At 35.3% G+C, this 14,539-nt stretch carries 14 protein-coding genes; 4 read left to right on the top strand and 10 right to left on the bottom strand.

The annotated features are described in order from the left end of the window. Positions 1–577: 577 nt before the first annotated feature. The 10 genes from AC4AGG_RS05390 to AC4AGG_RS05345 form a co-directional block, all read right to left on the bottom strand. A complete protein-coding gene (locus tag AC4AGG_RS05390; RefSeq protein ID WP_489770965.1) occupies positions 578–1,708 on the bottom strand; it encodes an aspartate aminotransferase family protein in 1,131 nt (376 codons plus the stop codon). A 112-nt stretch (positions 1,709–1,820) separates the two neighbouring features. Beyond that, positions 1,821–2,795 (bottom strand): N-acetyl-gamma-glutamyl-phosphate reductase, encoded by a 975-nt coding sequence (gene argC / locus AC4AGG_RS05385; protein ID WP_489770964.1) that lies wholly within the window; start codon positions 2,793–2,795, stop codon positions 1,821–1,823. After that, positions 2,788–3,975 carry an argininosuccinate synthase gene (locus AC4AGG_RS05380; RefSeq protein WP_489770963.1) on the bottom strand — a complete coding sequence of 396 codons (1,188 nt, stop codon included), beginning with the start codon at positions 3,973–3,975 and terminating at the stop codon, positions 2,788–2,790. Before AC4AGG_RS05380 ends, argC begins: the two co-directional genes overlap by 8 nt. A gap of 39 nt (positions 3,976–4,014) precedes the next feature. Continuing rightward, positions 4,015–4,626, bottom strand: coding sequence for a GNAT family N-acetyltransferase (locus tag AC4AGG_RS05375; RefSeq protein WP_489770962.1), 612 nt, complete (start codon positions 4,624–4,626; stop codon positions 4,015–4,017). Between the two features lie 251 nt (positions 4,627–4,877). Continuing rightward, the gene (locus AC4AGG_RS05370; RefSeq protein WP_489770961.1) at positions 4,878–5,558 is read right to left on the bottom strand and encodes an RluA family pseudouridine synthase; all 681 of its coding nucleotides are present in this window, start codon (positions 5,556–5,558) and stop codon (positions 4,878–4,880) included. Further along, positions 5,555–6,451 carry a hypothetical protein gene (locus AC4AGG_RS05365; protein WP_489770960.1) on the bottom strand — a complete coding sequence of 299 codons (897 nt, stop codon included), beginning with the start codon at positions 6,449–6,451 and terminating at the stop codon, positions 5,555–5,557. Before AC4AGG_RS05365 ends, AC4AGG_RS05370 begins: the two co-directional genes overlap by 4 nt. A gap of 10 nt (positions 6,452–6,461) precedes the next feature. Next, positions 6,462–6,785 carry a hypothetical protein gene (locus AC4AGG_RS05360; RefSeq protein WP_489770959.1) on the bottom strand — a complete coding sequence of 108 codons (324 nt, stop codon included), beginning with the start codon at positions 6,783–6,785 and terminating at the stop codon, positions 6,462–6,464. A gap of 1 nt (position 6,786) precedes the next feature. Next, positions 6,787–7,638, bottom strand: coding sequence for a carboxylesterase family protein (locus tag AC4AGG_RS05355; protein ID WP_489770958.1), 852 nt, complete (start codon positions 7,636–7,638; stop codon positions 6,787–6,789). Beyond that, on the bottom strand, positions 7,622–8,437 hold the full coding sequence (panB, locus tag AC4AGG_RS05350; RefSeq protein WP_489770966.1) for a 3-methyl-2-oxobutanoate hydroxymethyltransferase: 816 nt from the start codon (positions 8,435–8,437) through the stop codon (positions 7,622–7,624). The genes AC4AGG_RS05355 and panB overlap by 17 nt, the downstream gene beginning before the upstream one ends. Before the next feature lie 98 nt (positions 8,438–8,535). Beyond that, positions 8,536–9,249, bottom strand: coding sequence for a Crp/Fnr family transcriptional regulator (locus tag AC4AGG_RS05345; RefSeq protein WP_489770957.1), 714 nt, complete (start codon positions 9,247–9,249; stop codon positions 8,536–8,538). A gap of 90 nt (positions 9,250–9,339) precedes the next feature. Here AC4AGG_RS05345 and AC4AGG_RS05340 point away from each other — a divergent pair, with 90 nt between their 5' ends. The 4 genes from AC4AGG_RS05340 to AC4AGG_RS05325 all read left to right on the top strand — a co-directional run bounded on the left by AC4AGG_RS05340 (position 9,340) and on the right by AC4AGG_RS05325 (position 14,535). Further along, entirely contained in the window at positions 9,340–11,715 is a 2,376-nt protein-coding gene (locus AC4AGG_RS05340) for a heavy metal translocating P-type ATPase (RefSeq protein WP_489770956.1), read from the top strand. A 125-nt stretch (positions 11,716–11,840) separates the two neighbouring features. Next, positions 11,841–12,029, top strand: a complete 189-nt coding sequence (gene ccoS, locus AC4AGG_RS05335; RefSeq protein ID WP_489770955.1) for a cbb3-type cytochrome oxidase assembly protein CcoS — start codon at positions 11,841–11,843, stop codon at positions 12,027–12,029. Between the two features lie 25 nt (positions 12,030–12,054). Further along, positions 12,055–14,319, top strand: a complete 2,265-nt coding sequence (gene ccoN, locus AC4AGG_RS05330) for a cytochrome-c oxidase, cbb3-type subunit I (protein WP_489770954.1) — start codon at positions 12,055–12,057, stop codon at positions 14,317–14,319. Between the two features lie 21 nt (positions 14,320–14,340). Continuing rightward, entirely contained in the window at positions 14,341–14,535 is a 195-nt protein-coding gene (locus tag AC4AGG_RS05325) for a CcoQ/FixQ family Cbb3-type cytochrome c oxidase assembly chaperone (protein WP_489770953.1), read from the top strand. The last annotated feature ends 4 nt before the right edge of the window (positions 14,536–14,539 follow it).

The following is a 14,539-nucleotide window of genomic DNA, read 5'->3' as shown; positions in this document are numbered from 1 at the left end:
TTTGAATATATTCACAATTATCTTATAGTTCTATGAAGCTTAATTTAAAACACTTTAGTCACTTTAGTTTGAATAAATACTAAAAATATTAAGTTCACTTTAGGTGAAAATCTTTGATTTTCAAAACTCAAGTGTTCTTAAGTGACTGACTTTTGATGTCATTAAATCTGCTTAAGTGTTACTAAAAATATTAATCAGACTTTTAAATTCTATTATTTGTGTTTTTATATTTAATTTTGGCTAAAGCCTTTTTTCTTTTTCATTTTGTAAAATGGACTAAAGTCCATTCCTATTGATGTTTTAATAGTTAAATTCAAAAGTTCATTAATCTTCATTTTCTTTCCGATAGGTCAACAAAACTTGTTTTTCGATTTCAAATGAAATGTCTTTGTTTAACCTATTTCATCAATGATATTCCCTATTCCTTTGTCTTGCTTTGCGTTAAAATATCGCAAGGATAGACCATATTTTTTTCTTCAAATATTTTATTGATAAACAAAGGCACTTCGTTTATTTAAAGTAAAACGAGAAATATTTATTACTATTGAATATCAAAAATTTCACATAAAATTAAATACTAATTTAAAACTTCCTTGAGTGCTTCAATGAACAAATCGATTTCGTTTTTTGAAACGGTTAATGAAGGAAGGATTCGCATGACATTCTTTCCTGAGGCAGTTCCTGTAAGAATATGATAGTCATCCGAAAGTTTTTTTCGAAGTTCTGCAACAGGAAAATCAAATTCTAAAGCCGTCATCAAACCTTGACTTCTGACTTCCTTAATTTGAGGAATTGCAACTAATTGCTCAACAAAATAATCGCCCACTTCTTTTGCATTTTCTACAAGGTTTTCGTTTTCAATAATATCCAGAACAGCGATAGAAGCCGCACAAGCCAAATAGTTTCCGCCAAAAGTTGTTCCCAACATTCCGAATTGTGCTTTGAATTCAGGGGAAATCAAAATTCCACCAACAGGAAATCCATTTCCCATTCCTTTTGCAATGGAAATAATATCAGGTTTGATATTTTCGTGATACTGATGTGCAAAAAACTTCCCGCTTCTTCCGTAACCTGACTGAATTTCATCACAAATAAACACCGCTTGATGTTCTTTGCAAAGATTTTGAATTTTATTAAAAAAACTTTCCGTAGGAAAATACACACCTCCAATTCCTTGAATTCCTTCAATAATCACTGATGAAATTTCGTTCTCAGCAAAAGCCTTTTCTAAATTTTCTTCGTTATTAAGTTCGACGAAAATAAAATTGTCCGTTTCATTAATCGGAGCAACTATGCTTTTGTTGTCTGTTGCAGCAACTGCTGCAGATGTTCTACCGTGGAAAGATTTACTAAATGTTATCACTTTCTTTTTGCCGTTATGGAAAGACGCTAATTTTAACGCATTTTCATTGGCTTCTGCTCCTGAATTACACAGAAAAAGCGAGTAATCCTCATAACCCGAAATTTTTCCCAACTTTTCAGCCAATTCTTCCTGCTGCGGAATAACAACTGAATTGGAATAAAATCCAATTTGGGTGAGTTGCTTCGTCAGTTCTTTCACATAATGCGGACGCGAATGTCCTACTGAAATGACAGCGTGACCACCATAAAGGTCAAGGTATTTTTCGCCTTTGTCATCCCAAAGCCAACAATTTTCAGCTTTTACGGGAGTGATATTTTGTAAAGGATATACTTGGAAAAGGTTCATTTTTTTTTGTTTTTTTATGTTGCTACCTATCATTGTGAGGCAGGATAACAAAACTGTTCATTTTTAAGTTTGAGATTGCTGTGCTACACTACGTTTCGCTCGCAATGACATTTTAGAAAGCCTGTGGTTTTAAATTTAAACCTGCTTTTTCATCAAAGCCAAACATCAGGTTCATATTATGGATGGCTTGTCCCGAAGCTCCTTTCAAAAGATTGTCAATTGCGGTGTGGATTGCAATTTTATTTCCTTCTTTTTCGATGTGAACGAGTACTTTATTCGTGTTTGCAACTTGTTTTAAATCAATATTTTCTCTCGAAACAAAAGTGAAGACTGAATCTTTGTAAAAGTCTTCAAAAATCTGATAAACCTCTTCTAAAGATTGGTCGCATTCTAAAACGGAAGTCGTAAATATTCCTCTTGGAAAATCGCCTCTCCATGGAACAAAATTGATGTCGATTTCAGCTTGACAATATGATTTTAAAGTTTTTTTAATTTCACCTAAATGTTGGTGTGTCAAGGTTTTATATGCGGAAATATTATTATTGCGCCATGTAAACTGAGTGGTCTTCATCAACGATTTTCCTGCACCTGTAGAACCCGTGATTCCCGTCGTGTAAACATCTTTCAACAAATTTTTAGAAGCTAAAGGCAAAAGCGCTAATTGAATTGCTGTTGCAAAACATCCGGGATTGGCTATCAATTTCGCTTCTTTAATTTTATCTTTTTGAAACTCCGGTAAACCGTAAGTGAATTTTTGATTTCCAAATGCTTCATTCACTCTGAAATCATTTCCAAAGTCGATAACTTTTACATTTTTGGGAAGTGGATTTTGCTCTAACCAAACTTTGCTTTCCTGATGTGGAAGACAAAGAAAAATAACATCCACTTGGTCGTTCATTTCACTAAAAACCAAATCTGTTTCGCCCAACAAATCTCGATGAACGGACGATATTTTATCACCTGTCAAACTTCTGCTTGTTGCAAATTCGATTTCTGCGTTGGGATGATGAAGCAAGAGACGGATTAATTCTCCGCCTGTATAACCTGCCGCACCGATAATTCCCGCCTTTATTTTTGAATTATTCATGAGCGTTGATGTTGTAATAAATTGACAATGAGTTGCTCAAAATTTTAGAAAAGCCTTTCACATCTTCGCCACTCCACCCTTTATTCATCTCTCCATAACTTCCAAATTTAGAAGACATTAAGTCGTTTTCAGACTCGATTCCATTCAAAATAAAACGATAAGGAAGTAAAGTGACGAAAACTTTTCCATTCACGGTTTTTTGAGAATTATCCAACATCGCTTCGATATCTCGCATCACTGGGTCAAGAAACAACGCTTCATGCAACCACGTTCCGTACCAACCTGAAATTTGGTCTTTAATCATTAACTGAAATTTTGAGAGGGTGTGTTTCTCCAACAAATGATGGGCTTTAACCGTAATTAAAGCTGCCGCTGCTTCGAAGCCGACTCTTCCTTTGATTCCGATGACGGTATCTCCAACGTGAATATCTCTACCAATCGCGTATGGGCTTGCTATTTCTTCCAATTTTAAAATTGCTTCGGTTGGATGTGAAAATGTTTCATCATCAATCCCGATTAATTCCCCTTTTTCAAAAGTGAGGGTTAAATTTTGTGGTGTTTCCTTTTGTAGTTGACTTGGAAAAGCGTCTTCTGGTAAATTATCTGAGGATGTCAAAGTCTCTTTTCCTCCAACTGAAGTTCCCCAAAGTCCTTTATTTATAGAATATTTTGCTTTTTCAAAATTCATTTCAACACCGTTCTCTTTTAGAAATTCAATTTCCGCTTCTCGAGATAATTGAAGATCACGAATCGGTGTAATGATTTCAACATTAGGACAAAGAATAGAAAAAATAACATCAAAACGAACTTGGTCATTTCCTGCTCCTGTACTTCCATGAGCGATTGCTTCCGCATTAATTTTCTTGGCAAATTTTGCAACTTCCGTAGCTTGAGAAGTCCTTTCCGCACTCACAGAAAGTGGATACGTGTTGTTCTTCAAAACATTTCCGAAAATCAAATATTTAACGGTCTCTTCGTAATATGATTTCACCGCATCGATACAAGTGTATGATGCAACTCCAAGTTTCTTGGCGCAAGCTTCGATATCAGAAATTTCCTCCTGAGAAAAACCTCCTGTATTGACTGTCACGGCATGAACTTCGTATCCTTGTTTAGAAAGATGAACCGCACAAAATGTGGTGTCCAATCCTCCGCTATATGCTAAAACTATTTTTTTCATTTAATTTAGATTTTAGAAATTAGATATCAGATTTTAGACTTAATAATTCAGAGGTCTTTTGTCTGACTTTTCTTCTTCAATTTTTTTATATTCTTCCTCAACTTCGACTTCAAAAGTGTCTGGTTTTGGTTCATATAGCATAGCTGTACAAAGACAATTTTTACGCTCTTTCATCATTAAGATGTCGTAATTGACACAACTTTTGCAACCATTCCAAAAGGCGTCGTCTTGAGTAAGTTCAGAGTAAGTGACTGGTTTATATCCTAAATCTGAATTAATCTTCATCACAGCCAAACCTGTTGTCAGACCAAAAATTTTAGCTTTCGGATGTTTGAATCTCGATAATCGAAAAACTTTATTTTTGATTTGTTTCGCTAATCCCGAATTTCTGAAATGAGGATTAACAATAAGACCCGAATTGACCACAAATCTCTCGTGATCCCAAGTCTCAATATAACAGAAACCGCCCCAAGTTCCGTCTTCGGCAATAGCAATCACCGCATCACCATCTTCCATTTTTTTGGCGATATATTCGGGAGAGCGCTTTGCAATCCCTGTTCCACGAACTTTTGCAGAATCTTCCATTTCCTTGACAATGGTTTCTGCGTATGAGGTATATTCTTTAGTTGCTATATAAATATAGAATTTCATTCTTCAAAAAAATTGAAGCGCAAAATTAGATTAAATATTTAAAAATACTAAATAAACAGTTTAAAATTAATGCAAAATAGATTAATTTAGATAATAATTATAAATAATATTTCAAATTTAGATTTATTATCTTTATAAAATAAAAAAACAAGGCTATTTTAGTGAAAATCACTAAAACAAATAATATTTAACCACGGAGATACAGAGAATACTGAGGTTTATGTTAGATTAAATATGGGTTTAAGTGGTATTTAACCTTCACAAGCTTTCCAAACCGGATCGTTTTGAGGAACAGGTGCGATGATTTCCACATTTTCCTTTGTGACAGGATGAATAAATTCTAATTTTCTGGCGTGAAGTGAAATTCCGCCGTCGTTGTTGGAGCGAGGTGAACCATATTTAAGATCACCTTTAATAGGAACTCCGACTTTTGAAAGTTGGGCGCGAATCTGATGATGACGACCGGTTTCCAAATCAATTTCTAACAATTGATAATTATCTAGAGTTTTAATGATGCTATAATTTAGAATAGATTCTTTTGCACCTTCAGTAGGCTTTGGAAAAACGGTTGCCTTATTGGTTTTTTCATTTTTTTTGAGATAATGAACCAGTCTTTGACTTTGAGGAATCATTTCTTTGGGAACAATTGCCCAATATGTTTTTTGAATTTCGCGATTTTTAATCATCTGGGTTAGACGAGAAAGCGCTTTTGATGTTTTGCCGTAAATCACCAATCCCGATGTTGGTCGGTCAATACGATGAACGAGGCCAAGGAAAACATTTCCTGGTTTCTTGTCTCGAACTTTTATAAAATTTTTAATGGATTCCAAAAGAGATTCATCACCAGTTTTATCACCTTGAACAAGTTGCCCTGCTTTTTTGTTGATGATTAAAAGATGGTTGTCTTCGAATATGATTTGAGATTCTATCATTGTACTAACTTCATTACCATGTTATATTCCCAATGTCCTTTATTTCTTGAGTAGGACTTAGGTTCTGCAGAAAGGCGCATTTCTGTCACCAGAGCTCTTTCTTGATCAATCACGACATCCTCTATCGCCGAAAAACTGTATTCTTTTTTGAAGTCTTCCATGTTTTTGACACAACATCTGAACGCAGCATTTTCGAAATCTGTCTGAGTCATTTCCTTTTTATCAACTATACTCTCGACCTTAAGAAACATATTGGATTTTTCATCTATCAGTTCCACATTGACAATATACGGCAAAGATGGAGAGGCAAAAAAAGGAAATTTCTCTTGTCTTAAATTATAAGAGCTTTTACCTAAAGGAATATCACTTCCGTAAAATCTGAAATAATTAATAATGACTCGTTCGACAACCGCAATTTGGTATACTGGATCATCTTTGACTCCATTATAATAGTAGGAATAAGAAGGAAACTCCTTAATTTTTTCTTTTGTTAAATGAGCTCGAATCTGTTTTTTAATATTCTCCAAATTCGTGATTCCAAGATAAGTTCCAGACTCTGAAGTTTTGAAAAAAAACTTCACCCCCTCAAAAAAATTAAGAGATGTCTTCTGATCCTGAGTATCCTCAAGATGTTGATGATTTCTTTCAATAACCACGAAGCTATAATACATTTCGTTATTGATAACATTCTCTTTCCTGAGCTTTAATTTGACATAGTCAATACTTGGATGACTTATCTTTCCTTTTTCACTCACAAAACTTTCATGAACAGTACGCTCAAGATAATAATCCTTACCCGACTGAAAATTTGGGCTAAAACGATAGTGCTTTCCCTGAGCAAAAGCCAATGTTGTAATAAAAATCAACGCAAAAAAGAAGCCCCGAGAAAACATAATTTAATATTTAACGATTAACTCTCTGTCTATTAGACATCGAAAAAATCACTCCCGCCAATAATCCAATCGTCTTAATTGAAGCAAATCTGGAATCTATGGGTAGAAACGCTCCGATGAGACATAAAGCCGCTGCAACAAACATCGGATACATAAACTTTTTATTGCTCAACAATGGAGCCTGAATCAAAAAAGTAACTCCTATCAAAATATAGAACACTCTTCTGGATAAAATTTCGTTGATTTCATCTGAAAAAAGACCAAACCACCCTACTGCAATACAAAATAATGCTGCGATTGATAACACTCCTTGAATAACAGGTAGATTCTTCATTTTAATTTTTCTTTTTTTGTTTAAATAACCATTTTGGAATCGTATCCAATAGTTCTCTTGACGCTATATTATTATGCCATTTGTCCTTACATTCCCAAAAATACACTTTCCCTTTCGGCGCCATTTCTTCGAAAAACTTCAAATTACTTTTTGGCAAATTATCCGTATCCAAACTTCCATGAACAATCCAAATCGGAGTACTCTTCAGTTCCTCCATTTTATCAAATTCTGATATACCCGAAATATTGATTCCCGCAGCAAAAAGCTCTGGTCTCTTAGATAAAGCGTTCATAGTTGTAGAACCCCCCATCGAAAAACCGACTACATAAATTCTCCTTTCGTCAATTGGATGAACTTTTTTCAAAGAATCAATTGACTGAAGAACCAAATCCAAATATTGATTAGACTCCGAAGCCAATACCTTTCTATCTTCGTCCAAATGGTAATTAGAAGAACGAACCGGAAATTGAGGTGCCAAAACATAGGCTGGATAACTATCTCTATTTTTTGGGGTCGCCCAATTTTTAACAAGAGCATTCATTTGTTTTTGATTATCCGTTCCTATTGCTCCCGAACCATGAAAAACCAAAACCAAAGGATATTTTCTACCACTCTCTATTTTTGAAGGTGCTAAAAATTGATATTTAACTTCAATATCTTTCTCTATAAAACGCCCTTCTTTAAAATCTGAACCATCAACCTTTCGAATGCTGGAAACATATTCTTTAGAACCTAATGAATCAATATCATACACCTCGTATTTTTTACCAAAAGTTGACTTCTGCGAGCCACAACTTGTAAAAACAAGAAATGAAACAATAAGGAAGAGAATAAATTTAGTAACTCTCATCATTATTAGGGAATTCCTTTTTCTTAACATCAGTTACATATTGCGCAACTGCACCTGTGATTTCTGTGTATAAATCAAGGTATCTTCTCAAAAATTTAGGCGAAAAACCTTTATTCATCCCAACCATATCATGATAAACCAAAACTTGACCATCGCAATCTGGGCCAGCTCCAATTCCAATTGTTGGGATTGAAATACTTTCTGACACTTTTTTTGCTAATGTTGCGGGAATTTTTTCCAAAACCAACGCAAAACAACCCAACTCTTCCAAAAGTTTTGCGTCATTAATCAGTTTCTCCGCCTCTTCATCTTCCTTCGCTCTTACTTTGTAGGTCCCGAATTGATAAATACTTTGAGGCGTTAGTCCCAGGTGTCCCATTACTGGAATACCGGCATTAACAATTTTTTTAATGGATTTGGAAACTTCTTCCCCTCCTTCTAATTTGATGGCGTGAGCTTCTGATTCTTTCATAATTCGCACCGCCGATTCTAATGCTTTTTCCGGATTACTTTGATAAGTTCCGAAAGGCAAATCCACCACCACCAAAGCTCTATCTACTCCTCTTACCACACATTGTGCGTGATAAATCATTTGGTCAAGAGTAATAGGTAATGTCGTCTCATATCCTGCCATTACATTCGCAGCAGAGTCTCCCACCAAAATGGTGTCCACACCACCCGCATCTACCATTTTTGCGGTTGTAAAATCATATGCGGTAAGCATGGTAATTTTCTCTCCATCAAATTTCATTTTGCGGAGTGTTTCGGTAGTGACTTTTTTAACTTCAGAATGTACAGACATAGCAATTTGAATTAAAAAATGATAATCGAATCCGACACTTTCGTAAGTATCTTTCTTCAATTATCATCTATATTGTTTTAAATAATTAATTTGAAAATTTAAATGGTAACGTGACCTAATTTGATCAGTTTCTCGTGATTTAAGATTTTGATATTTCTTCCTTCTGTCTCAATCAAGTGATCATGTTTGAATTCTGAAATTAATCTGATAGCGCTCTCTGTTGCAGTACCAATCAAATTAGCAATCTCCTCTCTTGTTAATGCAATTTTGATGTATCCTTCCGGATCGGTACCAAGTTTTTGCTCCAACAACAAAAGAATCTCTGCTAAACGCTCTCTAACAGTTTTTTGGGCTAAAAAGGTAATGGTATTAGAAGATTCACCGAGTTCGTAAGCGATCTTTTCTAACATTACAAAAGATAGTTTGGGATCAGATTTCAGCATCTTTACAAAAACATCCGATGGCAATTGCTTAACTTCAACGTCTGTCATCGCCTCTGCCTTCGCTTGATAATTTTCTCCGCAAAGAATAGATCGATACCCAATAATGTCTCCTTCTTTGATAAAACGAAGAATTTGTTCCTTCCCGTAAGCTCCTAATTTAGAAAGCTTAATGGTCCCTTTTTCAATCAAATACACACCTTTGGACAATTCTCCATCTTCAAAAATGCAGTCTCCTTTTTGAAAGTGGACAACCTGCTTCGCTGCCTTATATTGATCATATACTTCCTCGGGAAGACTTTGTTTTAGACCCTCTTCTCTGAAGGCGCTCTTAATCTCTTCCTCTATTATCAATTGTTTTTCTAAAGACATACTAAATGATATTTATCAGCAAAAGTATAGCTTTTCTCTCCGAGGGACAAAATTTTTTATCATATTTTTGCGCTTTAAACTAAAGAAATTTTGGCTGAAAATTGCTTCCATTGCGGTCTGGAAATCAACAAAGAGAGATTATTTTTCGATGAAAAAACTTTTTGTTGCAACGGATGTAAGTCTGTTTATGAAATTCTACAAATGAACAATTTGGGGAATTTTTATGAATTAAATAAAAATTCTGGTGTTAGACCAGATGACATTTCTTCATTTGACTATCTTGATGCTCAAGAAATCTTCGACCATCTAACGGATTTCTCGGATGGTAACACAACACTCATTACTTTCAAAATCCCCGTAATACATTGCACCTCTTGTATTTGGCTCCTTGAAAGCTTACACTCCATCAATCCACACATCCATTACTCGCAGGTGCATTTCACCAAAAAAACACTGCTTATTTCTTTTGACCATCATCAATTGAAGCTAAGCGAATTAGCAGATTTTTTGACTCAATTAGGTTACAAACCTGTCATTAATCTTGAGACTTCCGACAAAAAAGAAGAGTATATTGACAAATCACTAATCATCAAATTAGCCATTGCTGGCTTTGCTTTCGGAAATGGAATGTTTTTTAGCTTTCCCGAATATGCTTCTCAAGCTTTGGGCACGACTGATTTCTGGATGGATACCTATAAAAATCTCTTTCGGTTTTTGATGTTTCTTTTTGCAACTCCAGTTGTATTCTACTCTGCTTCTGACTATTTCAAATCTGCTTGGTTTGGATTAAAAAACAAAATCATCAATATTGACGTTCCCATTGTTCTAGGAATCTTGGTTTTATACGGGCGAAGTATTTATGAAGTGGTTACAGACTATGGACCTGGGTACTTCGATACCCTTTGCGGATTGCTTTTCTTTATGCTTTTGGGAAAATATTTCCAAAAACGCACCTATCATTCCCTGTCATATGACAGAGATTACAAATCATTCTATCCAATAGCTGTCACCAAATTAGATAATGAAGGCAACGCTTCGCATATTATGCTTTCGGATATTAAAATCGGAGACCGCATATTAGTAAGAAACCAAGAAATCATACCTGTTGACGCCATTTTGATAAATGGTGACGGTAATATCGACCATAGTTTTATTACGGGCGAAAGCGTACCTGTGAGCAAAAGTCCAGGTGACAAAATCTTTGCTGGAGGAAAACAGATCGGGACTGCTTTAGAATTAGAGGTCATTAAAAATGTAGACCAAAGCTATCTTACCCAATTATGGAATAAGGAAGCTTTCAAAAAGCAAGAAACAGGATTAGACACGCTAACTAATTCCATCAGTAAATATTTTACATTTATTATATTAGGAATAACGATTATTGCGGGCATCTATTGGGGAAGAACCGATATAGAAAAAATGTTTCAGGTGATTTCTGCCATTCTTATTGTTGCGTGTCCTTGTGCATTAGCGCTTTCTGCTCCATTTACCTTCGGACATACGATGCGTGCTTTAGGCAAAAATCTTTTTTATGTAAAAGATGCATTGACCATCGAAAAATTAGCCAAAGTCAACACTTTGGTTTTTGACAAGACGGGTACTATCACCGAAAACAAAAAATCTGACATTGGATATGAGGGAATAGAAATCAGCAAAACAGATTTGGAGAATCTAAAATCTATCCTTATCAACTCCAATCACCCTCTTTCAAAAATGCTTTATGACTTCCTTCCAATTGAGGACTCGCACATTCCGGTAACATCTTTTACAGAAGTTCCTGGCAAAGGATATGAAGCCCAAATAAGAAACCATACCTATTTGGTTGGCTCTGCAAAATTTATGGGAATTGAAAACTCATCTTTGGAAACATCGGTTCATATTAAAAAAGATGGACAATATTTGGGTAAGTTTACCTTTAAAAACGAGTATAGAAAAGGACTTCAAAAAATGATGGATGGACTTTCTAACTACAAAATACACCTTCTAAGTGGTGACAATGCTTCTGAAGAAACGGCACTCAAAAAACTAATTCCTTCAGTTATAGGAATGAAATTCAATCAAAGTCCTGAGGATAAACTACACTACATCAAAGACCTACAAGAACAAGGGCGAAAAGTAGCGATGTTTGGAGACGGACTCAATGATGCAGGAGCACTTAAACAAAGCAATGTTGGGATCGCTATCGCAGACGACACCAATACCTTTACACCTTCTTCGGATGTCATTATGCAAGGAAATAAAATTCCACTGATGAGTGAGTACCTCGCAATGAGTAAAGATGCAGTCACTATTGTAAAAATTACCTTTGTTATAAGCCTTTTGTACAATATTGTAGGATTAGCATTTGCGATTACTGGAAATTTATCACCACTTATTGCTGCAATTCTTATGCCTATAAGTTCGATAAGTGTAGTTGTTTTCACTTCCTTATCTATTTGGATATTATCTAGAAAGCACTTCAAATAACGATGGAAAATGCAAAATATTTTTATTTAGAAATATTTTAAATTAACAATATTTAACGATTGCTGACAATAATCATAAATTTTCATTAAATTTGGCCATTCTAAAAGATTTACTTTTGTAGAGTTATGGACATACTGTATTTAATGATTATTTGTAGTGTTTCATTGGCAGTTGTCTTTCTGATTATTTTTTTAGTAAATGCAAAAAATGGTCAATTTGAAGATGACGAATCTCCCGCCGTTCGCATTTTGTTTGAGGATGGAGAGAAAGAGTCCAAACAAGAATCAGAAAACCTTAAAAATAAAGATAAATAAAAGAATAATAAAGTGATAAGTGAATATGGAAACACAAAAATTTAGTTACGACAACAGTATTGTAAGAGCGTTTCTCATTGCCACCATAATCTTTGGTGTTGTGGGATTTTTGCTTGGATTAACTGCTGCTTTAATGCTGTTTTATCCGGAATTACCGGAATTTTTGTTCGGTACAGACGACCCTGAAATTAAGAGTTTGGCTGCCGGAAATCTTCAAGGATTAATTAACACTCATGGTGCGTTTGGATTCGGTAGAATCAGAATGCTACACACGAGTGCAGTAATCTTCGCATTTGTAGGAAACTGCATCTTTGCGGGAATCTATTACTCTTTGCAGAGATTGCTAAAAGCAAGAATGTTTAGCGATACTTTGTCTTGGGTGCATTTCTGGACATGGCAGATTATGATTGTTGCGGTTGTGATTACCTTCTTTATGGGTATCAATACTTCAAAAGAATATGCTGAACACGAATGGCCAATTGACATCTTGATTACCGTATCTTGGGTACTTTTTGGTATCAACATGTTCGGGACTATTGCAAAAAGAAGAGTTCGTCATTTGTATGTAGCTATTTGGTTCTATATCGGAACTTGGGTTGCGGTTGCAATGCTTCATCTATTCAACAATTTAGAGGTTCCATTATCATTCACTGGATGGAAATCTTACTCTGCTTATTCTGGTGTTAAGGACGCTTTAGTACAGTGGTGGTATGGTCACAATGCAGTAGCATTCTTCTTGACAACACCAGTACTTGGTTTGATGTATTACTTCATGCCAAAAGCAGCTGATAGACCAGTATTTTCTTATAAATTATCAATTATCCACTTTTGGTCTTTGATTTTCGTATATATCTGGGCTGGTCCTCACCACTTAGAATATACTGCTCTTCCGTCTTGGGTTCAAGCGTTAGGAACAGGTTTTTCCATTATGTTGATCGCACCATCTTGGGGAGGTATGCTTAACGGTTTACTTACCTTAAGAGGGGCATGGGATAAAGTAAGAGAAAACCCAGTATTGAAATTCTTTGTTGTTGCTGTTACTTGTTATGGTATGGCTACTTTCGAAGGTCCTCTTTTGGCAACAAAAACTTTAAACAAAATTGGTCACTTTACCGATTGGGTAATTGGTCACGTACATATTGGTGCTCTTGGTTGGAATGGATTTATCGCATTTGGTATGATCTACTACTTATTGCCGATCATGTGGAGAACCAAACTTTGGTCTGTAAAATTAGCTAACTGGCACTTCTGGTTAGGTACTTTAGGAATTATTTTCTATGCAGTTCCATTGTATATTTCAGGATTTACGCAGGGATTGATGTGGAAACAGTTTAACCCAGATGGAACATTAGTTTGGAAAAACTGGTTAGATACTGTAACTGCTATTCTTCCTTACTATTGGATGAGATTCTTTGGAGGTATCCTTTATATTGCTGGAGCCATTTTAATGGTGATTAATGCTATTGCTACTGCAAGAAGCGGTTCCTTCTTGAAAGACGTGCCTGCAGAAGCACCTGCTCTTGCCAATATTGGCGATGCTAGAAAAGCAGGAGAAACACCTCACCTTTGGTTAGAAAGAATGCCAATGTACTTCTCAATTTTAGCATTTGTTGCTGTGGCAATAGGTGGTGCAGTACAAATTCTACCTACTCTTACGGTAAAATCAAATGTTCCAGAAATTGCAGCTGTTAAGCCTTATTCTCCATTAGAATTGGAAGGTAGAGATATCTATATCAGAGAAGGATGTAACGCTTGTCACTCCCAAATGATTAGACCTTTCCGTGATGAAGTTGTAAGATTTAATGGTAAAAATGGTCAATATTCAAAAGCAGGTGAGTTTGTTTTCGATAGACCATTCCTTTGGGGTTCAAAAAGAACAGGACCAGATTTACATAGAGAAGGTGGTAAAAACCCAAGTTCTTGGCACTACAAACACATGGAAAACCCTAGGTCAACTTCTGCTGGTTCCATCATGCCTCGTTACCCTTGGCTAATTTATAACGATCTTGATAAGTCAAAAATGACAGCTAAATTGGAATTGATGAAGAATGTATTTGATGTTCCATATTCAAAAGCTGAGATTGATACTGCAGATGCATGGGCTAATAACCAAGCTAAAAAAATTGTAAAAGATATCTTCTCAGAAGCTGGAGATTTACAAAAAGCTTATGCTAGCAAGCCTGCGGGAGAACTAGAGAAGAAGGAAATTATTGCTGTTATCGCTTATCTACAAAGATTAGGTACTGACATTAAAACAACAGATGTTAAAACAGCAAGTACAACAAAGTAAATTGAAATAACAAAAGGTATAATGATTCCTCAAAGCTTTAAAGATATACTTTCAAACGGTGAAAACGCTGGTCTCTACCAGACGATTGCACTAATTATCTTTATGATTTTCTTCATTGGAATAATCATCGTTGTCTTTAGCAGACCAAAAAAGTATTACCAAGAAGAAGCACAAGCTCCTTTGAGTGATGACGAAACCCAAACTTTTAATGACTAAATTA

The organism is Chryseobacterium sp. CG10_8, assembly GCF_058117085.1.
This window is presented reverse-complemented; position numbering and strand designations above follow the sequence as displayed.